At 53.6% G+C, this 25777-nt stretch carries 23 protein-coding genes; 18 read left to right on the top strand and 5 right to left on the bottom strand.

The features are described 5' to 3' along the window. The 16 genes from motA to ACOTTU_RS18940 all read left to right on the top strand — a co-directional run bounded on the left by motA (position 1) and on the right by ACOTTU_RS18940 (position 18573). The gene (gene motA / locus ACOTTU_RS18865) at positions 1-870 is read left to right on the top strand and encodes a flagellar motor stator protein MotA (RefSeq protein WP_298921814.1); all 870 of its coding nucleotides are present in this window, start codon (positions 1-3) and stop codon (positions 868-870) included. Next, a complete protein-coding gene (locus ACOTTU_RS18870) occupies positions 867-3110 on the top strand; it encodes a hypothetical protein (protein ID WP_425660155.1) in 2244 nt (747 codons plus the stop codon). Before motA ends, ACOTTU_RS18870 begins: the two co-directional genes overlap by 4 nt. 102 nt (positions 3111-3212) lie before the next feature. Next, positions 3213-3929 (top strand): transglycosylase SLT domain-containing protein, encoded by a 717-nt coding sequence (locus ACOTTU_RS18875; RefSeq protein WP_425660156.1) that lies wholly within the window; start codon positions 3213-3215, stop codon positions 3927-3929. A gap of 56 nt (positions 3930-3985) precedes the next feature. Then, on the top strand, positions 3986-6010 hold the full coding sequence (flhA, locus tag ACOTTU_RS18880; protein ID WP_425660258.1) for a flagellar biosynthesis protein FlhA: 2025 nt from the start codon (positions 3986-3988) through the stop codon (positions 6008-6010). Next, positions 6007-6777, top strand: a complete 771-nt coding sequence (locus tag ACOTTU_RS18885; protein WP_298921809.1) for a flagellar biosynthetic protein FliR — start codon at positions 6007-6009, stop codon at positions 6775-6777. The genes flhA and ACOTTU_RS18885 overlap by 4 nt, the downstream gene beginning before the upstream one ends. Next, a complete protein-coding gene (gene flhB, locus ACOTTU_RS18890) occupies positions 6774-7862 on the top strand; it encodes a flagellar type III secretion system protein FlhB (RefSeq protein ID WP_425660157.1) in 1089 nt (362 codons plus the stop codon). Before ACOTTU_RS18885 ends, flhB begins: the two co-directional genes overlap by 4 nt. Continuing rightward, positions 7859-8263, top strand: a complete 405-nt coding sequence (locus ACOTTU_RS18895) for a hypothetical protein (RefSeq protein WP_425660158.1) — start codon at positions 7859-7861, stop codon at positions 8261-8263. Before flhB ends, ACOTTU_RS18895 begins: the two co-directional genes overlap by 4 nt. A gap of 305 nt (positions 8264-8568) precedes the next feature. After that, complete coding sequence (locus ACOTTU_RS18900; protein WP_425660159.1) at positions 8569-9837, top strand: OmpA family protein; 1269 nt, start codon at positions 8569-8571, stop codon at positions 9835-9837. Between the two features lie 299 nt (positions 9838-10136). After that, complete coding sequence (locus ACOTTU_RS18905) at positions 10137-11165, top strand: hypothetical protein (RefSeq protein ID WP_425660160.1); 1029 nt, start codon at positions 10137-10139, stop codon at positions 11163-11165. 400 nt (positions 11166-11565) lie between these two features. Continuing rightward, positions 11566-12876, top strand: a complete 1311-nt coding sequence (locus ACOTTU_RS18910; RefSeq protein WP_425660161.1) for an ABC transporter substrate-binding protein — start codon at positions 11566-11568, stop codon at positions 12874-12876. Between the two features lie 102 nt (positions 12877-12978). Continuing rightward, on the top strand, positions 12979-13866 hold the full coding sequence (locus ACOTTU_RS18915) for a carbohydrate ABC transporter permease (RefSeq protein ID WP_425660162.1): 888 nt from the start codon (positions 12979-12981) through the stop codon (positions 13864-13866). Further along, positions 13867-14676 carry a carbohydrate ABC transporter permease gene (locus tag ACOTTU_RS18920; protein WP_425660163.1) on the top strand — a complete coding sequence of 270 codons (810 nt, stop codon included), beginning with the start codon at positions 13867-13869 and terminating at the stop codon, positions 14674-14676. A gap of 11 nt (positions 14677-14687) precedes the next feature. After that, the gene (locus ACOTTU_RS18925; RefSeq protein WP_425660164.1) at positions 14688-15716 is read left to right on the top strand and encodes an NAD(P)-dependent oxidoreductase; all 1029 of its coding nucleotides are present in this window, start codon (positions 14688-14690) and stop codon (positions 15714-15716) included. 11 nt (positions 15717-15727) lie between these two features. Further along, positions 15728-16732, top strand: coding sequence for an ABC transporter ATP-binding protein (locus ACOTTU_RS18930; RefSeq protein ID WP_425660165.1), 1005 nt, complete (start codon positions 15728-15730; stop codon positions 16730-16732). A gap of 18 nt (positions 16733-16750) precedes the next feature. Continuing rightward, positions 16751-17794 carry a LacI family DNA-binding transcriptional regulator gene (locus tag ACOTTU_RS18935; protein WP_425660166.1) on the top strand — a complete coding sequence of 348 codons (1044 nt, stop codon included), beginning with the start codon at positions 16751-16753 and terminating at the stop codon, positions 17792-17794. Then, positions 17791-18573: a ThuA domain-containing protein gene (locus ACOTTU_RS18940; protein ID WP_425660167.1), complete on the top strand. Its 783-nt coding sequence runs from the start codon at positions 17791-17793 to the stop codon at positions 18571-18573. The genes ACOTTU_RS18935 and ACOTTU_RS18940 overlap by 4 nt, the downstream gene beginning before the upstream one ends. Positions 18574-18727: 154 nt before the next feature. On the opposite strand, the gene ACOTTU_RS18945 is transcribed toward ACOTTU_RS18940, so the two are convergent. The 5 genes from ACOTTU_RS18945 to ACOTTU_RS18965 form a co-directional block, all read right to left on the bottom strand. After that, a complete protein-coding gene (locus tag ACOTTU_RS18945; protein WP_425660168.1) occupies positions 18728-18994 on the bottom strand; it encodes a hypothetical protein in 267 nt (88 codons plus the stop codon). Positions 18995-18998: 4 nt separating this feature from the next. After that, complete coding sequence (locus tag ACOTTU_RS18950) at positions 18999-20306, bottom strand: TRAP transporter large permease (protein WP_425660169.1); 1308 nt, start codon at positions 20304-20306, stop codon at positions 18999-19001. A gap of 3 nt (positions 20307-20309) precedes the next feature. Beyond that, a complete protein-coding gene (locus tag ACOTTU_RS18955; RefSeq protein ID WP_425660170.1) occupies positions 20310-20837 on the bottom strand; it encodes a TRAP transporter small permease in 528 nt (175 codons plus the stop codon). Positions 20838-20901: 64 nt separating this feature from the next. Beyond that, complete coding sequence (locus tag ACOTTU_RS18960; protein WP_425660171.1) at positions 20902-21885, bottom strand: TRAP transporter substrate-binding protein; 984 nt, start codon at positions 21883-21885, stop codon at positions 20902-20904. 23 nt (positions 21886-21908) lie between these two features. Further along, positions 21909-23102 (bottom strand): M24 family metallopeptidase, encoded by a 1194-nt coding sequence (locus tag ACOTTU_RS18965; protein ID WP_425660172.1) that lies wholly within the window; start codon positions 23100-23102, stop codon positions 21909-21911. A gap of 96 nt (positions 23103-23198) precedes the next feature. Here ACOTTU_RS18965 and ACOTTU_RS18970 point away from each other — a divergent pair, with 96 nt between their 5' ends. Then, the gene (locus ACOTTU_RS18970; RefSeq protein ID WP_425660173.1) at positions 23199-24122 is read left to right on the top strand and encodes a LysR substrate-binding domain-containing protein; all 924 of its coding nucleotides are present in this window, start codon (positions 23199-23201) and stop codon (positions 24120-24122) included. A gap of 708 nt (positions 24123-24830) precedes the next feature. Further along, positions 24831-25427, top strand: a complete 597-nt coding sequence (locus ACOTTU_RS18975; protein ID WP_425660174.1) for a pyridoxamine 5'-phosphate oxidase family protein — start codon at positions 24831-24833, stop codon at positions 25425-25427. Positions 25428-25777 lie beyond the last annotated feature (350 nt).

Raw genomic sequence — 25777 nt, forward strand, 5'->3', positions numbered from 1 at the left:
ATGATTGGAATCATCGGCATTATCACCATTTTTGTCATGGTGTTCGGCGGCTACCTAGCCGCTGGCGGCAAAATGGGCATTATTTTCAAAGCATTGCCGTTCGAGCTCACGATGATTGGTGGCGCAGCGATTGGTGCTTTTCTGATCAGCAACGACATGTCCGCCATCAAGCAAACGGCTCGCGACATGGGAAGAGTATTCAAGGGACCCAAATGGGCACACGAAGACTATCGCGACCTTTTGTGCTTGCTGTTTGAACTCATTCGCCTTGCGCGTCAAAATCCAGTCGCAATCGAAGAGCATATTGAGGCACCCGATGATTCATCGATTTTTTCCAAGTATCCAAAAATCTTGAAGGACCGCGAGGCAATCGCATTGATTTGTGACACAATGCGATCCGCTTCGATGAACTATGACGATCCGCACCAGGTCGAAGAAGTTCTTGAAAAGCGAATGGAAGCCAACATGCATCACGCCATGCATTCAAGCCATGCCTTGCAAACAGTGGCAGACGGATTGCCCGCGCTAGGTATCGTTGCGGCCGTCTTGGGCATCATCAAAACGATGGCATCGATCGATCAACCACCGGAAGTCTTGGGAAAGCTGATCGGCGGGGCGCTGGTAGGCACATTTCTTGGTGTATTTTTAGCTTATGGTTTGGTCGGGCCATTTGCCGCAAAAGTGAAAACAGTAACGGAAGACGACGGTCATTTCTATCAATTGATCCGTGAAGTCCTCGTCGCCAATCTTCATGCACATGCAACTAATATCTGCATCGAAGTTGGTCGCCAAAATACTCCTTCACACTGTCGTCCCAGCTTCTCCGAACTGGAGGAAGCGCTGAAGTCTGTAAAACAGGGTGCCGCATGAAGATACTGTTGGCCAGCTTGTTGGTTGGTACCGCAACTGTAGCAGTAGCCGAACCAATTGTCGTCCGCTCTGGAGATCATGAAGGATTTACGCGTCTTGTAATGCAACTTCCACAATCGGTTGACTGGCAGCTGGAAGGTGCAGCAGGTCAACAATCGATATTGTTTTCAGGACATTCCGACGGCTTCGACACAAGCCAAGCATTCGATGTAATCTCCCGGGATTTCCTGACTGAAATAAGGACCTCTCCTTCACGATTGGATTTAGAACTTTCCTGCCTGTGCGAGCTGAATACATTCATTGACCAAGGGGATTTTCTGGTCATCGATATTCTGGACGGGCCCGCACTTCCGGAAGAACTCCCGTCCGCTACAGCCCGTCGTGTTCAAGCGGTACCCAGAACTGCGTTCAATTTCGGAGACTTGCTATGGTCCGCTCCGGAGTCGAGTTTAGAAACTCAAAACAGCTCGGAAATCGATACGACTGCACCTCAACTTTCAAGTTCGCCGTCTACAAATGACGAGAACAAACGGCAGCAAGCTCTGATCGAGGAAACCCGAAGCCAGCTTTTGGCGGGAGTAAGTAATGCGGCATCGCGAGGCATTCTGCAGCCCGCGACCCCAAATTTGGGAGACCTCGTCAAAAATAGCGATGAACAAGAGGTCATTTTTGATTCATCGGAACAGATAACAGAAGCGGCAAAGCCGACTCCCGGGAATATGAGAGTTACCAACAGCCGTGATGTTCCTGAGAGCGATTCCGATATCGATTTAATGACTTCAGGAGCAACCTGTGGGGATCCTAAAAAACTAGCAATTTCAGATTGGGGAAATGACGAAGCATTTTACCTACAAATCGCAGCTCAACGTACGGCGCTCTATAACGAACTTGACAAGCTTAACACTGATCAAGCTCTGCAACTTGCTCGATTGTACCTTTACTTTGGCTTCGGCGTTGAAGCCAAACAAGTTCTCCGACTGGCCGAAGATTTAGAAGCCAACTACCCAGAGTTACTCGACCTCGCAGATATAATGGAGTTTGGCCATGCTAGAAATCCCCGCTTCGCTCACCGATACCTCGATTGCGATTCCGATCTAGCGCTTTGGGCCCTGATGGCAGCAAAAGATGTGCCCGTAGATCAGATACTGAATGAAAAGGCAGCACTTCGTGCACTCTCAAAGCTCCCGTTCCACCTCAGAGCGTTTCTCGCTCCTATCGTGAGCAAAAGACTGACGCGTTACGGTGACTTAGAAGCTGCATCGATTGCATTGAGAAGTGTGCAATTGGGTAGTGCGACGCCCACAAAACAATCCGAGTTAGCAAAGGCTAAAATTGAAACTGAACTTGGAAACAATGCTACAGCAAACGAACTCTTGGAGGGCGTCATCCGATCCAATACTCAAGAGACACCTGAAGCGCTGATCGAGTTGGTCAATAGCTCAGTGGAGGAAGATAGCCCAATATCGGCGGATGTAGCTTTGCTAATAGAATCGTTTAATTTCGAACTTCGCGATAGTGACATTGGGGCGGAACTGCTTCGAGCTCACACGATTGCGTCAGCGAAATCAGGCCAATTCGAAAAGGCATTCCTCGCCATGCAGAGTCCGGAAATAGTCGCTGACAAACAGTTGATTGCGGAACTTCAGTCCCACGTTTTTCATGAGTTGGCGCGCTCTAGCGATGACATTATCTTTTTGGAGAACCTGTTTTCTCGATTCCCGCCGCAGCCTCAAGAGCTTGATCCAAAAACAATAGTGGCGACGGCTTCCAGGCTACATGACCTTGGATTCTTTCGGGAAGCTGAGCGCGTTTTAGCAAACGGGATTTCGGACAATCACAATCCTGAGACTTCGCTGTTGCTAGCGCAAATTCAGTTAGCCCTTGGTCACCCAAATGATGCACTCGTTTCGCTCGGAGATATCACTGGGCAGGACGCGAACAGAATCCGAGCGGAAGCATATTTGTCGCTTGGGGACGGTCGCACTGCAGCCACGCTGTTTCTTTCAGCAAATGACTTAGAATCCACATCGCGTTCAACTTGGTTATCCGATGATTGGGTTGATCTTGCGCCGACACACGCTCCAGAGTTATCTGAAGTTGGCGCTCTGACTAGCGAAACGGTCGCTGAGATTCCAAGTGACAACAGAATGCTGGCTGTTACTGGAACAGCTTTGAAGCAAAGTGCCTTAGCACGTGGAACTTTGGCAAATTTATTAAATGAGTTTTCTGTCACGAATTGAACGATTTTGGTAAATTCGCTGATTCATCTGTCGGTTACTAAAAATAAACTTTGAATAGCTACCCTAAATGCAATCCGCAGAATGCGGCTTTGAGGGATCAGAATGTCAATTGTTGAGCAGTTCAAGCATCTGTCATATTCGCGTTTGTTGGTTGTGCTCAGTTTAGTGTGCCTAAACGCGCCAGCACATTCCGCAGAAGATAACTTATGCGACCAAGCAGCAGCCATAGCCGCCGAAGAAGTTGGCGTTCCATTAGAGATACTTCGTGCGATCAGTAGAACCGAGACAGGGCGAACAACTAATGGCCGCTTTGAGCCTTGGCCATGGGCAATTAATGTCGAGGGAAAGGGGCTTTGGCTAACGACCGAGGTCGCAGCCGTAGATTTCACTCGGAACCACCTCTCTTCTGGAAAAGAAAATATCGATATTGGATGCTTCCAACTGAATTATCGATGGCATGGCGACGCATTCGCCTCGATCTCGGAAATGTTCGACCCCGTCAGAAATGCTCAATATGCCGCCAATTTTTTGTCTGATCTCTTTGCTGAGAAAGGTGATTGGGTGTCGGCTGCGGGAGCATACCATTCGCGAACGCAAGAGCACGCAACACGTTATCAACGGAGGTTTTCAAGGGTGCTCTCGGGCTTGGGCGAACCGGGCCTTCAAACTGTCGATGCGGGTTTATTGTCATCTCAACAAAATCAATTCCTCCTATTGCGAAAAACTAATCATAAACCTTTGCGAGGATCTCTTGTTCCTCTGAGTACAACGTCAGGCCGGTCGCTCCTTCGGCGTGGAACTAAAGGTAGCGGATTGTGAAAAACCTGTTTGACAAAGCTCTGTTTAACCCCACTATCCTCCTAGCGGTAGCTCTCATGGCCATCATCGTAATGATGATTTTACCCATGCCGGCGTGGGTGTTGGACGTAGGGCTTGCAGCATCTTTTGCGTTGGCAATACTGATATTTACTGTCACTCTTTTCATAGAACGGCCGCTTGATTTTTCAGCTTTCCCTACAATTTTGCTAGCGTCACTGATGTTAAGGCTGTCGTTGAATGTTTCATCGACCAAGCTGATCATTGGTCAAGGCCACACCGGGACGGATGCAGCGGGTGATGTCATTGAAGGCTTCGCTCAGTTCGTCATGGGCGGCAGCGTCTTCCTGGGTCTTGTCGTATTCTGTGTGCTTCTGATCGTTAACTTCATGGTAATCACCAAAGGTGCGACTCGAATGGCGGAAGTCGGTGCGCGGTTTGCGCTGGACGGAATGCCAGGAAAACAACTCGCCATCGATAGCGATATGGCAGCAGGGGCGATAACGCATACAGAAGCGCGCGAGAGACGCGAAAGAGAACAACAAGAAACCACGTTCTTCGGATCTTTGGATGGTGCGTCAAAATTTGTGAAAGGCGACGCAGTAGCAGGTTTGCTGATTACGCTGCTGAATCTCGTTGCGGGATTGGTGATGGGTGTTGCCGTTCATGGTATGCCTATCGGTCAGGCATTCGAAACATACGCAATTCTGACTGTTGGGGATGGGCTCGTATCCCAAATCCCTGCAGTTGTGATCTCGATAGCATCGGCCCTGTTGCTCGCTCGGGGCGGTGCGCAGGGTGCCACCGATCTCGCTGTCTTCAGCCAACTTGGGAAACACCCCTCAGCGATCGCAACTGTGGCCGCTCTAATGATCCTGTTTGCGTTGTTCCCCGGACTGCCTTTTGCACCCTTCATATTTGGCGGCGCCAGTCTGGGCGCGGCCGCATATTGGCTGCACCGACAAGCTAAGGCCTCAACGCAATTGTCAGAAACCGGTCCCACCGAAGAGGCATTGCCCAAAGACAAACCACTCGGAGATATTTTGGAACTGGATGACATTCACGTCGAATTCGCGCCAGATTTAGTGAACATGGTTCTTGATCCTGGAACGGGGTTAGATGCGCGCATTTCAAACATGCGTACGCATGTTGCTTCAGTTTTTGGCCTTATTTTGCCGGAGATTCGGCTTACCGATAATGCAGCATTACCAGTCGGAACCTATGTGTTGCGAATCCAGGGCGTTGAACAAGCGCGTGCCGAAATTAACCCAGACCAAATACTCGCGCTCGTTCCAGATGGTTCGACCACTGCGCCCAATGGTACTGACACGACCGAACCAGTATACGGCGCACCTGCGAGATGGATAAACAACCGGGATCAAGAACAAGCCGCTCTTGACGGGCTGACTTTGGTTACGCCTGCCGAAATTCTGGCTACGCATCTATTAGAAACTGTGAAGCGCAACTTCTCAAGATTGTTATCGCTCAAATCCTTGCGCCGACTGTTGTCTGAAATGGTAAACATTTCAGATCCCATCCGTGCCGAAGCAAATCGCAAACTACTCGATGAGATGATCCCGGACAAAGTGCCGATTGATGTATTGCACGCCGTGCTGCGACTCTTGGTCGATGAACAGGTCTCAATCAGAAACCTTCCCTTGATCTTGGAGGCAACGGCCGAAGCACGGGCACAAAACGCGCAGCCTGAGGCGATTTGTGAACATGTCCGGCAACGACTGGGCTTTCAGCTTGTTGCTGAGCTCAAAAGGGAGGATGGAACCTTACCACTTGTTCAACTTGCTCCGGAGTGGGAAGAAACATTTAATACCTATCAAGTCGAGGCAGATCGCGGGCTCGACATTGCGCTGCCGCCAGATCTCTTCAATCAACTTGCTGAAAACGTTTCGGAAAAGCTGCTCTCGGCAAGCCAAGATGGGATCAACGCAGCAATAGTCACGAACACTCGAAGAAGAAGATTCTTGCGGACTGTCATGCGCGCAAAAGGTATTTCCAATCCTGTTCTCTCCTTTGAGGAGATTGGTTTGGATGCCCGTCCTGCATTGGTCGGTGTTGTTGCTGCATGACTGCACTGGCGGAACTGATGCCAATTTTGAACGATGCGCTATGGCATGGTTTTTTGGTTTTCCTAAGGGTAGCGGCTTTGGCGTCGTTGTTACCGGCATTCGGAGAGCAATCTGTCCCTGCCCGCGTTAAACTAATCGTCGCCTTGGCTTTCACCGTGGCAGTGGCCCCAGCCATTGCACCCATACAAACACCTGTCGATCTGGGTAATTTCGTACTGGTGATGCTACCAGAGATACTGGCCGGGTTGGCACTCGGTATCGGCATCAGATTATTTGTCTTGGCACTTCAGACCGCTGGTACGATCGCCGCACACTCGACATCGCTCTCGCAGGTTTTTGGCGGTGCGGGCGTGGACCCGATGCCTGCAATGGGATACGTGCTTATCATTGGCGGGTTGGCCTTGGCCGTGATGACGGGTTTGCACGTTAAGGCGGCGGAAATGATCATCCTGTCCTATGACTTCATGCCGATGGGAAAGTTTACGGACGGATCAGTCCTTTCCGAGTGGGGCGCTGCTCATGTCGCACGGGCCTTTACTCTTGCCTTCACCCTTGCCGCTCCTTTCATCATCCTGTCGGTTCTTTATAACGTCGCGCTTGGCGCTATAAATAAAGCGATGCCGCAACTCATGGTGGCTTTTGTTGGCGCACCAGTTATCACCGCGGGCGGCCTGTTTCTGCTTCTCGTGGCGTCGCCGCTCATCCTGTCTGTTTGGGTGGGCGTCATGGATGAATTCCTGAGCAACCCCTTTGGTCCACTCCCATGAGCGAGCAAGCCGACCAAAGTGACAAGACATATGATGCAACGCCTCAAAAACTCCTTGAGGCGCGAAAAAAAGGCGAGATCGCACGCTCAACAGAAGTGTTGACAGCTGCCGCCTACGCGGGCTTGTTACTTGCCTTTGTATCGGCAGGCAGCAGCGGTTTGATACAATTGGGGTCTTCCTTGATGGTCCTGATCGATCAATCTGCTCAACTTGCACCGCTCTTTTTTGAAGGATCTGCGGCAGCGCCCACTCAAGGGCTACTAAGAAGCGTCACAAGTTCTCTGGCACCCATTTTCTTGCTACCTGCATTGGCAGTTTTATTGTGCCTCATTGCGCTCAAAGGGATTGTTTTCGCGCCTAATAAAATTGCGCCCAAACTTTCCAAAATCTCCATCATCTCAAATGCAAAGAACAAGTTTGGGCGAACTGGTCTTTTCCAATTTGTAATCAGTTTTGCGAAACTGCTGATTTACTCTGCTTGCCTGGCTATCTTCATCAACTCAAGATTGGAAGAAATGGTTTCGGTCCTGCAGACCAACCCACGGATCGTTATCGTTCTCCTTGCCGAAATCTGTCTTTCCTTCCTTCTCGTCGTGGTCGTTGTTTCCGGAATAATCGGTGTCATTGATGCGACATGGCAGCACTTCGAGCATCTAAGAAAAAACATGATGTCACGAAAAGAAATCATGGATGAAACCAAAAACAGCGAAGGCGATCCGCACATGAAGCAGGAACGCCGACAACGCGCGCAATCCATCGCAGGGGCACAAATGATGGCGGATGTGCCGACTGCTGATGTGATTATTGTGAACCCAACGCATTTTGCGGTTGCATTGAAATGGGATCGAAAGCCGGGTCAGGCACCAGAATGTGTGGCAAAAGGCGTCGATGAGATAGCCTTGCGGATAAGAGAAATCGCTGCGGAAAACAACGTACCCATTCACAGTGACCCTCCGACTGCCCGTGCCCTTCACGCGACCACGGAAATAGGCGATCAAATCGCACCGGATCACTATCGTGCGGTTGCAGCTGCTATAAGATTCGCAGAAACAATGCGTCAAAAAGCCAAGGCGCGTCCGTTTTGAAAATTGCTGAATTGGAACAGTTACGGAAACTGGTCGACGCCAGGTACCAGGTCAGGCAGCAAGCCTTTCGGTCTTTGCTGACCCGAGAAAACACACTGCGAAATGAATTAATCAAGTTAAGCGAACAAAAGCGCGCCTCCGAAAAGAATGGAGAGCTCCAGATGAGGGCTATTGGCGCTGACGTGATATGGAATGCTTGGTTGGAAAAAGCAAAAATATCTTTGAACATGCAGCTGGCATTGGTTCTGGCAGAAAAGGAGCAACACGTTCGACAAGTTAGACAGGCATTTGGAAAAGTGATGGCAGCTGATGAACTTCTGGATGATCAGCTATCCAGACTCCAGCGCAGTAAGAATGAAAGCCGGTTGGAGCAGGCTATTTCACAGACTGTTTTCAAGTAAGCGAGCGCTCGGAATTGGCGTTCTCTGTCAGATTTGATCTTCACAGCGGATTTTCATAGATTTTCCCCGAGAACAACTTTGCTGGCCCATTCCATTTCGCATGAGCCAACCGTCGCACCTAAGCTCGAAATGCAAACAGGTGCCCGTTGACCTGCTCGCCATTTAACCCGCCATTTTGCAAGCCCCGGTTCAGAAAGCCTCGCAAAGTTCTTTCTAATTTGACGATGATTGTTCAAAGTCACACGTAGAGCGGTGGGGGCGCTATGGATAATACGGATTCAGCAGATATCGAGATGGGCCCGGGCATGGATCTGGTGATTTCGCTTCTGGCTTTTGTGGTGGTTATCCTCACGCTCTTGGCTATTGAGCGCAAAGCCGAAGTTGCTTCACAAGCGCTAGGAAGCGCAAATATCGTGAGCATTCCAGCCGAAGAGTATCAGGAATTCCAAAGTTCGCAGGACATATCGGAAGGGCGTATTGTTGAGGTAGAAAACGATCTGGCGCGAAGTCAGGCAGAAGCGAATGCGGCGCGCGATGATGCCCGGGCGGCAGGCATTGCTCGCGATCTGGCACAATCCGAAGTTGATGCGTTGCGTGCAGAGATTACCGCTTCCGCAAACGCCGCGATTGATCTGGGCAAACAGTCAGATTTTCTTAGTCGTAGAGAGGGCGAGTTGACCAAGCGGTTGGATGAGCTTGGCCGGAGTTTGAATACAGCGCTAGCCTCGCTTGCTCAAAAAGAACGCGCGCTGAACGGACAGACCGAACGTACCAATAAGCTTGTTGAGGAAAACGAACTGTTGGCGCAAAAATTGGCGGTGAAAGTACTAAATAAAGAATCTGCTTCCAATGCCGGGCAACAATCCATCAGCGAGGTGGACAATCTTAAACGCGCTTTGGAGCGGCAACAGTCCGAAAACGCAGCACTCCTGGAGGACGCGAACGCGCAACTTTCTGCGTTTGACTCACGGATAGCTCAATTGCAGCAACTGCTGGATGCGGCCAACGAGCAGCTTCGGCTGCAAGAAAGGCGCATTGCCGTAAATTTGAACGACAGCAGTGATCTCGAAGTATTCGAGCAAGGTAAGGCAAATCTGACGCCCCGAGGTCGGATCGAAATGTACCGGCTGCTGCCGGGGCTGTTGAACAATATGGCGCTACAGAAAACCAATGTTGTACGCGTTGCGGGCCACGCGTCGCCCGAGCGCATGGCGCGGGGTATTCGCCGTGGTTTCGACAACCACCTCCAGCTTTCTGCGGAACGGGCCCTGACCATTGCATATGAATTAGCATCTTTGGGGGTGCCGATGCGTTGTATTGCGATCGAAGGGTATGGGCGCAGCCGTTCCGCGACCCTGCAGAATTTTCTGCAGGGATCACTGGATCTGGATAGTTTCGACAACATTTACTCCAAAGTGGATTCGACGCAGCGGCTCTTCTGGCGGCGGAGTTTTCCAAAAGAACGTCGTGTCGAGATTCTCGCCACCTTTGAGAAAGACGGACAATGCAGTTATCAATTGCTGCTGAATGGCTTTCGCAAAGCGGTTACCGAAGCGCGTAGCCGGGTCAGGTAGGCGTCTGTAGCCGCGAACCCAATTCCTCCAGCGGGACCGGTGCCATTTCTTCTATGAGCGGCGCATACAAGGGGAAGCCGCCATATAGTGCCGCGCCGGTCAACCCCAGCAGAATTAGAACCCAAACCCAACCATCTTTGCGCTTCCTTTTTGGCGCTTAGTCTTTGGCGGCCAGGGTTTTTAGCTCGCGGGTCAGGGCCGAAATCGCAGCCGTCAAGTCAGCTTCACGTGCTAGGGATTCACCTTGCAACTGGTCAAGCGTTGCGCCGACTTGGGTGTTGGATTTTGACAACGTGGCAATGGTGTCGCTTATGGAGGCTGAAACCCGGCTCTTGCAGCTGCCAACCATCCAGACCCTAGAGGCGATGGCTAAGACACGGTCTCACCTCGGCTTGGATGGCTACAGAGCCTTGCCATCCAAACTGGTCACGAAGCTGCCTGAAGTTATGGCAGCTGGTGACGACGCAAACGGTCGGGCGTTGCTAGAGGGCCTGAACCGGTATGCTCAGGCGCGTCACGTCTTGATGAGCGATGCTGCCTTGTCTCCTCGCGATTTGCGCGATCGGGTTTGGGCAATGCACGAAGCTCATCTGGCCATCCTGCGTAATTCCTTGCCAACTGCGCGCTATGCGATGGTCGCTCCTGTTTTGCGCACACGTGTCAGCCTTCTGATTGGCCTTGAGCGCGGATTTGAAGTCGTTTCTCGTGTCAGTGCACCTGTTGCACGTTGGTTGGCAGCTGTCACCGGCGACACAGGTATCGAACGTTGGGCACATCGTACGGCGGGCATTCTGCGCCAGTTCTTCACCCATGAAGCGCTTCTATACACCGGTCTTGAAACCAGTTGGGGCTTTCGCGTCGTCATCCCAGGGACAGGCGGGATCGGGGCGAATATGGGCGGTTGGGTTATGCTCTACTCTGGCAGCCTTAAAAACTACCTTTCAGATGCTGTGCCCATGCGCATCAACCCTGGTTTCACTCTGGCCACTGCGGTCTTTGTCTGGACATTTAACCGTCCCGGCATCGGTTTCGGACCAAGTGTACCTTGGGGGAACGCTTATGTAGACGCGCACCGCTACAAGCTGCTCATCGGGTTTGATGGGGTCGGGTATGTGCGCACTGGCGAATGGCGTGGCCGCGGACCCTACAGCACGGTATCAGGCTCCTTGCCCCTTATGCCCGGGATCAGGATCACATGGAACGCCTCGGTTTTCAGCCCCGGTTTTGTGCCCCTAGTTCGCTATAGCACGCCCTTTGCCCAGCGCATGCAAAAACACGCAGAGGGTCTGACAAATTGGATTGCCAGCCCGTTCAAGAAAGGGAAATGAATCCATTCTAAAAACAGGGCGGTCCCGCTTCTGCGGGCCTGCCATTTAACTTTTCAAGGCACCCGTTGCCATAGTCTAGGCAAACCTCTGTTCCTCAGTAGATATCTGGTCGATATTTCGAAATCGATTGCTGCTGAAGCTGCCAGGTCAGCGACAAAAAAATATCGGAAAAACGACTGCTAAGCTGGTAGTCGCGCTGAATAGTCAAGTGAATTCCACCGCGATGGCGATCGCGACATCCTGACCAAAGAACTAAGTAGAAAATTTCAAAGTGAGCCACGCCCCAGGCTTCCTGGCAAATGCGAGGGCGGGTTTGGCGATACTATCAAAATGTATTCGTTTACATTTAAGATGTATTCGTTTACATAAATCCCTGAAAGTGATCCGTGGGAGGAAAATCATGAAAGCAATTATTGGAGCGAGTGCGCTGATCGCCGCGTTTCTAGCGATGCCGATCTCGGCGCATGCACAATCTGAAGTGGTTGTCTGGGTGGCGGGTGAGCCGGGGCAGACAACCGTCTATGATGATCTCGCCGCAGCATTCAATGCACAGAATGCAGCCACGACAGTGACCGTCGTCAAGAATTCGTCAGACCTCTTTAATCCGGCACTTATTCCCGCCTTGTCTGCGGGGGAAGGGCCGGACCTTTTTTCTTTTGGCACTGGGCCGGGTCAACCCGCAGCGCTGATCGCTGGTGGATTGGTGGCTGATCTGACTGACGCTTATTTCGAGCACGGCTGGGGTGCCACGATCCCCGCTGGCATCGTGGCGCAGACCTCCAGTGACGGAAAGCTATGGGCCTTTGGCAATGAGGTCGAGACAACTGGCATGTTCTACAACAAAGCGATCTTTTCCGATCATGGTATTGAAGTGCCAACCAATTGGGCAGAAATGGAGGTCGTCGTTTCCAAGCTGCAGCAGGCGGGGTTCGACACCCCCATCGGTCTTGGCGCGGCGGATAAATGGCCAATCTCCCACTGGCAATCCATGATGTTTGGTCGCTATGCAGGGCCGGAGGGCATCGAACGCGTGCTCTTCGGGGATGGTGCGTGGACAGACGCACCTTTCGTCGCGGCCTCTGCCAAGCTACAGGAGATGGGTAAGGCCGGATGGTTCGGGCCAACGCCCGTCGCGATTGGCTACGGCGAATTGATGGATCGCTTCTGGGCTGGCGAAGTGCCGATGACCTTTACCGGGCCGTGGGTGATCGGCGGCGGAACAGAGGCTACCGGCGATCGGATTGGCGAATTCGGCGTCTTTGCTGTGCCACCTATCGAGGATGAGCAGAAAATCCATCCAACAAACTCGATCGGCAGTGGTTGGTACATCCGCGAAAGCTCTGAGAACAAGGAAGCTGCGATCGACTTCCTGAATTTTATGTTCACATCAACCGAGGGTCGGGTAGCTCTGCTGAATGCAGGCACGGTTCCTGTCGGACCGCTGGACACCGCTCTGGCCGAAGCGAAGATGCCAGCCCTTGCGGTCGACATCTGGAAAGCCTCCGATGATCACGCGGCAAACGGCTCGGTTCCGGCATTCCTAGATACGATCACACCGGGTAGCCTGACGACAGTGTCCTACGATGGCCTGCAAGCGTTGCTGCTGGACGTGATGACGGCGGAGGAGTTTGCTGCCGAGATGCAAAACGCCTGGGTCGCGGCGAAAGAAGCAGGTGAGATCATGCTGCCCGGCGGCATCGCCGAACGCTAGATTTGACGCACCTAATATTGCCTCCCCCGGGGAAACTCTTCCTTTCTCCGGAGGCGTGAACATCCGCCGCACAACTCAAACCATTCCGCCGGGAATAGCCGTATGTTTTCTGATCCGGACTCCAAATGGGCGCAGCGCCTGAACCCCGTTCTGTTCCTGCTGCCTGCTCTGACGATCTACGCTGTATTCGCCCTTTACCCAACCTATTCCGTGATCGAGTACTCCTTCACGGACTGGGATGGAATCAGACCCGAACGTAACTTCGTCGGGCTGGAGAACTATCAACGCCTCTTCACAGACAAGATATTTTGGGAGGCGTTTCGGAATACCTTCATCTGGTCTGGCGTAATCATAGTGATTAATGTCGGTCTTGGGTTGGTGATCGCAGCGATGCTGGCGCGGGTCTGGAAGGCCCGGCTTTTGATCCAGACCTGCATTGTGCTTCCGGTGGTGATCTCGCCCATGGCGGTCGCCACAATCTGGCGCTGGATGTATCAGCCTGCAGGCGTCATCAATCAGCTGCTTGAGAACATTGGTTTGGGCGCTCTGGCGACCCCGTGGCTCGGCAGCCCCGATGCCGTGCTCTACGCGCTGGCCTTGGCACATAGCTGGTCGACCATTGGCCTCAGTGTCATCATCTTTCTGGCAGGGCTTCAGGCCGTGGACGAAGATCTCTATGAGGCGGCGCGCGTTGATGGTGCGAACCCGTTTCAGGCGTTCCGCTTCGTCACCCTTCCAGCACTGCGGCCCGTTACCGCTGTTGTCTTCATCCTGACGCTCACGCAGTCCTTCAAAGTGTTCGACATCGTCTGGGCCACAACACAGGGCGGCCCGATCCGGTTTTCCGAAATTCTGTCGACCTACATGTACAAGCGCGGGGCGCTCGAGAACCAATACGGGTATGGCTCCGCCATTGGCGTCGCGCTTTTGGTGATCGTCAGCATCGCGACCATACTATACATGCAAATTCAGAATAGGGAGGACCGTTAGATGGGACGGTGGCTCCTTCTTTTCGTTTTGGGTGTCATCGCCATTTTGATGGTCTCACCGCTGATCCTAACGGTCTTCACATCGCTGAAACCCACGACGGAACTGGTGAACCCACCGTGGTTTCCGCCGTTCAATCTGACGTTCGAGCACTATGTCCGTGTCTGGACCGAAGGCGGTTTCAGCCGTTATTTCTTCAACACGTTGGTGATCTCCGTGATCGACGCGCTGGTGATGATCCTGATCGCTTCGCTCGCGGCCTACGCCATGGTTTTCATGGAGTTTCGGGGCAAGATTGTGCTGCAAGTGCTGTTTTTGATTGGCCTGATGATCCCTGTCACGGCCATCGTCCTGCCTCTGTTCCAGATTGTGCGATCCTTCGGGTTGCTCAACACCCATCTCGGTGTGATCTTTGCCGACCTTGCGCTGGCGGTTTCGATCTTCGTGTTTATGTTTTCGTCTTATTTCATGGGTGTGCCCAAAGCGCTACATGAGGCGGCGCGGATCGACGGTGCGACCGAATTTCAGATTTACCGGCGCGTTGTAATGCCAATCGCCACACCCGCCGTCGTGACCACGGCGCTTCTGGAGTTTCTATGGAGCTGGAACGACCTGCTGCTGCGGCTGCTGCTTATGACACAGGACCAGATGCGAACGCTATCGGTCGGACTCCTGAACTTCCAAGGTACAATGACTCGTGATGTCACTGGCCTGTCCAGCGGCACCGTTATCATGGCGATCCCGGTCGTGATCCTGTTTCTCTTCTTCCAACGTCACTTCGTGCGCGGGATGACCGCAGGCGCGGTGAAATGAGGCAAATCCAAATGTCGAAACCACTTATCATTATGGACCAGCACTTTAGGCAGGTCGAAGAGCTGTTCCGACCAAGCGCATTTGCCGGATTAAGTGAGCACTGCGACATCCATGGCGGAGTGAACTGGCCCATGACGCGCGAGGATTTCCTTTTACGACTACCCGAAGCAGAGTTCGTCGTCGCAGCAAAACCAGAACTGGACCGGAGCGACTTGGACAAAGCGCCAAATCTCAAGGCAGTGATCGAAGTTTCGGGCACCTTCCAGACCGGCATCGACTATGAAGCCTGTTTCGAGCGCGATATAGAAGTTCTGTCTTGCGCGCCCGGGTTCCGCCGGTCGGTCGCGGAGATGGCCCTCGGACTGATGATTGCAGGTGGACGTGGCATCGTAGATGAGCACGAACGGTTTCGCGCAGGGTCAGAACGCTGGTTCAATGACAACCTCGGAACCGACTTCTCACTCTACGGGCAAAGCATCGGTTTTGTTGGTTTTGGGTCAATCGCGCAAGAATGTCTGCGCCTGCTCAAACCTTTTGCACCAAGGGTCCATGCATTCGATCCCTGGCTGAAAGGCGCTGGCGCGTCCTTTGATGACATAACTTTTGTCGCGCTAGAGGAGATTGTGAGAACCTGCCGCTGCATTGTCGTGGCAGCGACCCCCACAGAAGAGAATTACAAGTTGGTGTCGCGCGGGCTGATCGAACAGATGCGCCCCGGCACTTTGGTCGTCGTCATCAGTCGGTCACATCTTGTGGATTTTGACGCGCTAGTCGAGGCCGCTGATGCGGGCCGCATTCGGCTCGCCAGTGATGTGTTTCCACGCGAGCCTGTGTCGAAACGCGCAGAGATGCGACAGGCCGAAAATGTCATCTGGTCGCCGCATCGCGCGGCCGCCGTTGAGGGAGGGCGTCACCCGATCGGCGACATGATCCTGCATGATGTCGCGGCGATCCTTTCGGGATCGAAGGATCGGCTCCTGCAAGCCGCATCCCTGGAGACTGTTCGCAAAATCATTCGTGCCCCGCTGGTGGCAGGATAAGGGAGGAACAAATGGCTGGCGTAGAACTAAAAAACCTGTCGAAGGCTTACGGCGATGTTGAGGTCTTGCATGACATCAACCTGTCGATTGCCGACGGCGAATTTGTCGTTTTTGTCGGGCCTTCGGGTTGTGGCAAGTCCACTTTACTCAGGATGATCGCTGGACTTGAAGAGGTCACGGGCGGCGACCTGATGATCGGCGGCAAACGTGCCAACGATCTGTCGCCACGCCAACGGGACATCGCGATGGTCTTCCAGTCATATGCGCTCTACCCGCAGATGACCGTGGCGGAAAACATGGGGTTTTCCCTGAGTCTGGAGCGCCGTTCGAAGGATGAGATCGCGCAAAAGGTACAAGAAGCTGCGGACGCGCTCAAACTGGGTCCTTACCTTGACCGGAAACCCGGTCAGCTCTCAGGCGGTCAGCGCCAGCGTGTGGCCATTGGCCGTGCGATCGTACGCAAGCCGCAAGTCTTCTTGCTGGACGAGCCGTTGTCGAATCTTGATGCCGCCTTGCGCGCGGAAACACGCGTCGAAATTAGCGAACTGCACCAGCGCATGGAAACAACTATGGTCTACGTCACCCATGATCAGGTCGAAGCCATGACCATGGCGGACCGGATCGTCGTCCTGAACGCTGGTAATATTGAACAGGTCGGCAGCCCGATGGAGCTCTATAACCATCCGGCAACAGAGTTTGTCGCCGGATTCATCGGTTCTCCGAAGATGAATTTCGTCAAAGGCCGATACGCCGATGCCGTAGGCGCCGCCACACTCGGCGTTCGTCCTGAGCACTTTGCGATCGGTGCAGGTGACAATACGTGGGAGGGAAAAGTGACCTTGGTCGAACGCCTCGGCCATGACACCATTCTTTACGTGAAAGTCCCCGGTGCTGGAGTTTTGACTGTCAGTCTTGACGGGCAACATGACCAGCAAGTCGGAGAGACTGTTTACTTGCGTCCACAACCTGAATTCATTCATAAATTCAATGACAACGGCAGGCCTGTTGCTGCCTGATCAAGCTGGGATAAACCTATGAGCAGAAAGCGGCCCACGGTGAAGGACGTCGCGCGTGAGGCGGGGGTTTCAATTGCAACCGTATCCCGTGCCATGTCGCGTCCCGGTGACGTGAAATCCGACACCCGAGACCACGTTTTCCAAGTGATGAAGGATCTCGGCTACCGTGCCAATCAAGCCGCCGGTGACCTGCGGCGCGGGCGCAGCAAGACACTGCTCGTTCTGGTCTCCGAAATCACTAATGCATTCTTCGCGGAGTTCTTCAAAGGCATCGAGGAAGAGGCGCGCGCGCAGGGCTATGTCATTCTGATCGGCGACACATCTGAAGATGCCGACAATGAACGCGCCTTCTCAGACATGTTGCTGATGAACCAGGCGGGCGGCTTGATCCTCAACACAAACGGTTTTCTGGAAGACCTGCTGCCAAGCGATGCTGAGGGTGTCTATTCTGGGCCGCCCTTGGTCTCTTGCGGCGGCCACAAGGAGATCGAGTTGCCGACCGTGCGCACAGATGACGTGCTTGGCGGACGGCTTGCAGCAAGCCACCTTATTGAATTGGGTCACCGCGACATCGTGCAGGTCTGTGGCCCCTTACAGGTCAACGGTTTTGAACGCCGCTACCATGGGTTTTCTCAGACGCTCAAAAATGCCGGCATTCGCGTTCAGCGGGATCGGGAGCTTTATGGGTCGCTTTCCGTAGATTACGGACTCGAAGCTGCAGGCCGTCTGATCGAGGCGGGTGGTTTGCCCACGGCGGTTTTTGTCCACAATGATGAGACCGCAACCGGCCTATTGCATGGGTTAGTAAGTGCCGGAGTGCGTGTGCCGGAAGATATCTCAGTGATAGGCTATGATGATATGCCCTACTCCGCGATTTTTAATCCTGGCCTTTCCAGCATACGTCTTCCACGTCGCGAATGGGGTCAGCTGGCCTGTCGCAAGCTCATTTCAATTCTTGATAACTCAGACGATGCCTTGGACCCGGTGATAATCACACCAGAACTGATCCCGCGCGCGAGCACCGCCGCTCCGCGCAAACTGACAAATGGCAAGCAACGATGATCAGAGCCGTCGTCTGGGGAGAAAACGTCCATGAACAAACCAACAAGACGGTGGCAGATATCTATCCTGAGGGTATGCACGCCTGCATCGCCGACGCCCTGAATGCTGACACGGGGATAGAGGCCACCACCGCCACTCTGCAAGATCCGGAACACGGATTATTGCAGTCGCGCATCGATCAGACGGACGTCCTGCTCTGGTGGGGTCACGCCGCACATGGTGATGTTTCCGACGACATCGTAGATCGAGTTACAGAGGCGGTCTGGGGCGGAATGGGCCTTATCATTCTTCACTCCGCACATTTCTCGAAAATCTTCAAAAGGCTTATGGGAACACCATGCAATCTGACCTGGCGCGAGGCTGGAGAGCGGGAGCGCCTCTGGGTTAGCGCCCGGGGCCATCCGATTACACAAGGCCTTCCCGATCATTTCGAACTGGAACATGAGGAAATGTACGGCGAGCCCTTTGCTGTGCCGGAACCGCTTGAGACGGTGCTTATTAGTTGGTTTCAGGGCGGGGAGGTCTTCCGGTCAGGTCTCACCTATCGGCGCGGCGCGGGCAATATATTCTATTTTCGACCCGGCCATGAAACCTACCCGACCTATTACGATCAAAACGTTCGAAAGGTCCTAACCAACGCCGTCAAATGGGCGGTTAACCTAGAAGCGCGCATATCAGATGTCGCTTCAGCGCCGAACAGAGTGGTCGAAGACGCGCTGGAGCCCATCAGCACACGTGGACCGAAACTGCATGCTGATGGCGAAGCAGGATACCGCTAGGCAACCTTGCATTTACGCGGCATCTTACTCCGTCACCCTGTAGATGGGATTGACCCCAGCGCGCCGGATGATACATGGCGGGCAGCGGATCACAAACCGGTTTGGTTCAAGCAAGGTGACTGTTGGCGCCGCGCTGTCGTCAATTGACTTGGTGTCATCTTGGTCGATGGAACTGCAGTTCTCCAGCTTTGGGCAGCTCCCCGGACAACGCCTCGAGCGATGCTCGGCTTTCTGCCCGATGTGCATTTTCAAAACCTTCAGGGATGAACTGTGCCAGCGGGCTGAGTGCCTCTTGTTCAGGCACGATATGCATGAGGTGAAGCGTGTTCTCCGATCTGGCCAAATCACGCACTTCGGGTAAAAGCGTTGGCCAACAATCAGGGTCCTGGATGTCGACTGCGATCAAGACTTGTCGTGTCATCTTTTCACCTGTTGGATGTCAGATATTCAGGGAGCCATAGCGCGATTTGCGGAAATAGGGTCAGCAAGACGACACCTACAACCATCAACAGGAACATCGGCAAAGCCGAGCGGGCAATAAATCCCAAGTCGCGCCCGGTCATGCTCTGGACCAGAAACAGGTTGAAGCCGACTGGCGGTGTGATCATTGCCATCTCGGCGACAAGTACCACGAAGATGCCAAACCAGATCATGTCGATCCCAGCCCCTCGCACAAGCGGCTCAACGACCGCCATCGTCAGAACGATCGAAGAAATCCCATCGAGGAAGAACCCCAGAACAACGTAGAATAGGGTGAGCGCGGCAATCAGCATCCAGGGGCTGAGGTTCATGCCGCCAATCCATTCCGCCAGGGCGCGCGGCAATCCAGTAAAACCCATTGCCAGCGTCAAAAATGCCGATCCGGCCACCAGAAGCATGATCATTGCGGTGGTTTTAGTGGCCCCCATCAACCCTTCAATGAAGTTGCGCCGGTTCAACGATCTTTCAAGACCTGACAGCAACAATGCCCCAAGAACGCCCAACACGGCGGCTTCTGTCGGAGAGGCGATGCCGGCATAAATCGAGCCGATGACAATCAGGATCAACCCGGCGACGGGTGACAGGTTCAGAATGCCGCGGCCGCGTTCGCGCCACGTTGCACGCGGTTCACGCAGCGATCGACCCTCCGGGTTCAACATACCCCAGATAAAAATGTATCCCATGAAGAGCGCGGCAAGCATCAAACCCGGAAAGATGCCCGCCATAAACAGGCGGGTGATCGATTCCTGCGCCGCGACCCCATAGACAATCATGATGATCGAAGGCGGGATCAACAGCCCCAGCGTCGATGCGCCCGCCAATGTCCCATAGGCCATGTTGTCAGGATACCCCCGTTTTTTCAGCTCAGGCACTGTGATCTTGCCGATCGTCGCAAGGGTCGCGGCGGAGGAACCCGAAATTGCAGCAAAGGTGGCGCATCCGACAATATTGACGTGGATCAGACCACCCGGCATGTGCCGCATCAATGGGGCGAGGCCGCTAAACAGACCCTGTGATAATCGAGACCGAAACAGAATTTCACCCATCCAAATAAACAACGGCAACGAGGCCAGGCCCCATAGCGCTGAATGACTCCAAACCGTTGTCGCCAGTGCATCACCAACGGGCCGCGAGGTGAACAGTGCCATCGCGATGAAGCCCACACCCATGAGCGCTAGCCCGATCCAGACCCCCAAAGCCAGCAGACCAAGAAGCGCGACAACCATCAAAATCGCAAGCCAGGTCTCAGCCATTGCTTATTCCCAACTTTCTGATTTGTGCTCGGCCGCCAATCCGTGAAGATCACCTCTGAGCAGCGCGCGTATGAGCGCAAGCAACAGAACCAGGGCGAATAAGCAGAAACCAACTGCAAATGGCACTTGTGGTATCCAGATGAGAATTTCGTCGGAGCCGTCGCTACGGTCTTCGTAAATCCAAGAGGTGTGCGTCATCCGAACCAGATAGAACGCCAGATAGCTGGCCATGGCCGCCGAAATTGCAAGGATCAACACTTCAAGGACATAGCGCGATCGCGCAGGCAAGCGATCAACGATCATTTCTACACGAATATGTCCGTGTTGACCGAATGTGTAGGCCATTCCCATCGCGCCGGCACCCGCAAGGCAGTAGGCGGCATAGTCGGTCAGCCCGGGCACATAGACGCCGATCGCGCGGCTGATCACACTGGTGACAACCAAGCCGGTTAGCAACAATATCGACAATGCAGCAAGCCCACCGCATAGGTTGCAAATTGCCTGGATCGACCGCCCGATCAGTTCCTGCATGACGCATCTCCTGCTTCCTCCGGCCAGACGGGGCAAACCAACCGACCCGAGAATTGCTGGGTTCCTACTTGGCCGCCTGATAGGCCTCAAGCGCTGTGGCCCCGGCCTCACCCGCTTTCTCCGCCCACTCTGCAGACATCGTGGCACCAATTTCCTTGAAGGCAGCGGCAAGCTCTGGGGAAGGTTCAGTAACTGTCATGCCGTTTTCAGCCATGGTCTTGTTATAGCCGTCGGTAACCCCGCTCACCGCTGCCCAGACATCTGCCTCTGCTTTTGTAGCCACATCCATGACGACCTTCTGGGTCGCCTCATCCAGCCCATTCCAGGCATCCAGATTCACGATGACAGCGCTTTTGGGCATCCATGCATTTACCGTATAAAAGTGGTCCACATAGTCCCACATCTTTTGGAAGACACCGATTGCCCCCGAACCCATCATGCTGTCGGCGACGCCGGTCGAAAACGCCTGGCTGATCTCGGTGGCTTCGGTTTTGGTTGGTGTCGCCCCCATGAGCACTGCAAGCCGAGAGGTGTTAGCATCTGCTGCGCGGAACTTCGCACCGTTCATGTCCGTCATGGAATTGATCGGGCTGGCCGAGAACAAACCTTGGGGCGGCCACACCGGCATGAACAGCAGCTTCATGCCGCGTTCTTCCAACGCAGCTTCGATGGCGGGTTTTGATGCTTGGTAGAGTGCCCAGGCTTCATCAAAATCTGTCGCGACAAAAGGGACAGTGTCCAGTCCGAAGATCGGATTCTCTTTGGCGTGTGCCCCCATGTAGCGCCCGCCAATTGGCACCTGCCCCGATCGCACGGCGCGCAGGATTTCCGACCCTTTGTAGAGCGATCCAGCCGGGTGTACGACGATCTCGAGCTCGCCCCCAGAATTCGCAGTCACCTCTTCGGCAAATGCAATGTATGCCTGCGAAATGAAGTTTTTTCCAGAATAGGCTGCGGGCATGTCCCATTTTTCAGCCGCTTGAGCAAAGGTTGATATCGCAACGAATGCAAGCGTGGCGACGGCGGTTCTGAGTAGTGTCTTTGACATTTTGATCTCCCTTGATTTCCTGTTCAATCCACGATCACCAAATCCCGGGGGTAACAGGTGAGCAGTTCGCACCCCGTTGCTGTGACCCGCACGCTGTCGCTGATGGCCATTCCAAAATCCTCACGGAACATCGTCGGGATGATGTGGAAAGTCATGTTTTCTTCGATGATCATGGGATCACCCGGACGAATTGCGTAGATGTGACCTTCGGCCCAGTTCGGAGGAAAACCGATACCGATACCATAGGCGACGCGGCTCTTGAAATATTTGGCCAGCCCCAGTTCTTCGATCCCGACACGGCAGCGGCGATCAATTTCGCCTGCCGTTTCTCCAGGCTTGATCGTTTCGATAGCGGTTTCAAGAACGCTAATGAGCGCGTCGGCGGTGGCCTTGTGCTCATCGGTCGGCTTTCCAACAACGGCCGAACGCGCCATCATCACGTGATATCGGTCTATGCAAGCGGCCCCTTCGAGCAGGACAACATCTCCGCGCTCAATCACTTTGCGCTTCCACAAGGCAAAACAGAGCGCACTGCGCTTGCCGGTCACAACCATCGGGGGGTGGCCAATATATTCGCTGCCTGCAGCGATGGAGCCATGATAGAGTGCGGCAGCTACATCGTTGTCGCTCTTCCCAGGTTCTATCGATTTGAGTGCCGCATCCATGCCAACCTCGACGGCGCGTGCTGCTTTCCGCATACATTCGATTTGCGATGGCGTTTTGATCCGGCGCTGATGCTCGATCACACCGTCCCAATCGACAAACGTACTTGTGCACACGTCGGTCAGGCGACGGTAGTCACGCACACTAAGGTAACGTGAACCCGTTTCCAGTCCGATCTGAACCGCTCCGATTTGATTCAGAACCGTCGACAAGACATCGACTGGGTCTTGGGTATCCAGAACCGCTTCGACACCGCCAATCGTTGGAAGGGCCAACGCCATATCCCGGTTCACGATACGCGTGATGACCTTGGGGAGCCCATGAACCGGAACGAACATACATTGAAAGGTGAAATAACCAATGGTTTGGAAACCCGTCAGCCAGAACATGTTCTCGGGATCAAACAGAAGCCCACCAGCAAGACTGCGATTGGACAGATGCGACTGAACGAACTTCAGTCTTTCGGCATAATCGGATGGATCGAAGGCAAGTTCATCAATCCAATGTCCCGCAGTTTGCGTAGGCGCGCGCGTATCCGGATATAGGTCTTGCATGATGGAATTTGCCTTACCGACGAATTTGCAATCAGTTTCGGACTCAATGTATATAATTTCAAATTACTTCCTTTCTGGTCAGAGAGAGAAAAAGTTATGAATGCGCGTCAAGTCGAAATATTTCGCCGCGTCATGCTAACGGGTTCGATCACGGAAGCAGCAAAGCACTTGCATGTCAGCCAGCCAGCCGTAAGTAAGCAGATGCGCCTGTTGGAGGATGATGTCGGGTTCACGCTTTTTGAGCGCAGCGGAAACCGATTGAGTCCGACCGACGAGGCCATGGCGTTGTTCGAACAGGCCGAAATGCTGTACCGCGGCTTGGATCAACTAGATCGATTTGCCGATGACTTACGAGAGAGTCGGTTGGGCATGCTCAGGCTTGCGGCGATGCCTCTGCTGTCTCAGGGATGGCTCCCCAGGACCGTCGCCGGTTTTCTCAGCGAACGGCTAGACGTCTCGCTTTCGTTGGTTGCCCGCAGTACGGATTGGATAGCCAGGTCAGTTGCGTCTGGGCAATCTGATCTGGGGCTAGGTCTGTTTCGCGACAACGAACTTGGCGTACTGCAGACCCCTTTGTTGCAGTTACCCTTGGTTTGTGCGTGTCCAGTCGGGCATCCCTTAGCCAAGCGGGCAAGGATCGAAATCGAAGATCTTGATGGCTACGATCTGATCGCCCCTTCAAATTTCGATCCGCTTCACCGGGCGCTTCCTCAAGCGCTCTCACAGCAAATATCGACCCAGAAGAGACGGCTGGAAGTCTTCACAACGCAGACCGCTTTGGAATTGGCCGTGAACGGCCTTGGTGTGGCGATCATCGACGCCTTAACCGCGCTTGAGCGACCAGCCGAGGGTCTTTGCGTAAGGCCACTGGAGCACAATGTCGGATTTAACATCGTGATCATGTCACCCCGGCACAGGTCACAATCACGGCTGGCCCAGGCATTTCAGCGGCAACTTGTGTGGGATGCGCGCAAAGCGCAGGAGACAGCGATGCAGTTTTTCGAGAAGCCACAAGTATAACTGAACTTGTGTGTGGGCAAGAAGTTGATTGGTAGAATTTATTCCCATTAAGGGTTCCTCCCAGCTTCACGCAGAGAGGGCGCGACTTGAATTTATTACCCGCGCTAACGTTCCCCGCCATTTTTGGCGTTGCTACCTCAGCACATTGATTGGCCAGCCGGTAAGGCCGATGCTTGGCCTTGGATGTCACAGTCGCAGGCAGTCTGGTCTTGCAAGTCATTGAACCGCGTCTGAGCCGGCCCCTTCGAGAATTGCCTCCTTTGCTTCATTAGGCTGGGCGCCGCGCAACGCGTGTATGCTGCGATCAAGGGACGGCCTTGCTTCAAGGCATGGCGCTCACGGCAAAGTTTGAAGATCGATCCGGACGCGTTCATGGCAATGGGTATGGGAGAACCGACACCGAAAGATAACGATGGCAGCTGCAATCCCGGATTGCTGGCAGGCGATAAATGTCACATCAATGTAGTGGATCGTTGGGGCAATATGGTGTCAGCAATATCTTCGGGCGGGTGGATGGAATCTCGCCTGTCGTCCTTCAGCTTGGCCTCTGCCCGGGGACCCGTTTACGTATGAAAGTCATCAAACGAGAACAGCTTTGCCGAAGCCGCATCGCAACATTTGACGACCAGCTAGAAGTCCGGTCTGCGCCGATAGCGGGGCTTTGCTCGACGCGTCCCTCCTGTTATGTCGATCAAAGGAGTGCCAGTTATGACCCCAGAAAAGCTCAGAGAGATTTACGGCCCCGCTTCACCGCACGCGACAGCAAAAACGCTCTCTCATTTTGACATGCATTGCCGCCACTTCATCGAAAACGCTACTTTTCTTGTTGTGACAACATCCGATGGAACTGATCTTGACGTATCGCCGAAAGGGGATGCCCCGGGGTTTGTCAAAATCGAAAATGATACAACGTTGCTTGTTCCGGATCGACCGGGCAACAACCGGATTGATGGTTTGATGAACATTCTGGCCTATCCAAAAGTAGCTGTTTTCTTCATGATCCCGTCAATTGCAGAAACGCTACGTGTGAATGGCACTGCCGAAATTAGCGATGATCAGGCGCTTTGCGATGCGTTTAAGGTGAACGAGCGAAGCCCAAAAACAGTACTTCGCATTACTGCTGAAGAGATATTCATTCACTGCGGCAAGGCCTCGATACGCGCTGGACTATGGCGTCCGGAAACTTGGCCTGAAAGCCGTCCAATCCCTTCGATGTATCAAATAGTCCAAGACCATTCCAATCTGGAAGTTACCTCGACCGATCAATCTTATGCCGAGCAACGCTATCGGGAAACCCTGTACTGAAAGGGCGGTGTTCGCGTTGAATCAGAAATAGGCGAGACCAGCGAAAACAGCGTTGTTGCAACCGGCCTATAGGCAAACAAAAAACCTGCTATTGTTCGCGCGCTGAACTATGACTTGGTCTATGCGCTTTTAGCCCAGGACGAATTTCCGGAAGACCTGCTCACTCCATGTGGCGTCCGATCTTCGGAAGACCGAAAGCGGCTGCGCAGGCAAAGTGACGTTGCTTTCCGAGAGGCCGAATGCCAAGCCGGTCCAGCCGTTCTGGTATCACATTGACGCCCCTTAGGCACAATGGACGAGATCGGCACACCGACGGAATGGTTGGCGGACCTTGACGCACTGAAAGAGGT

Source organism: Roseobacter sp. EG26 (assembly GCF_049830555.1).
Taxonomy (GTDB): domain Bacteria; phylum Pseudomonadota; class Alphaproteobacteria; order Rhodobacterales; family Rhodobacteraceae; genus Roseobacter.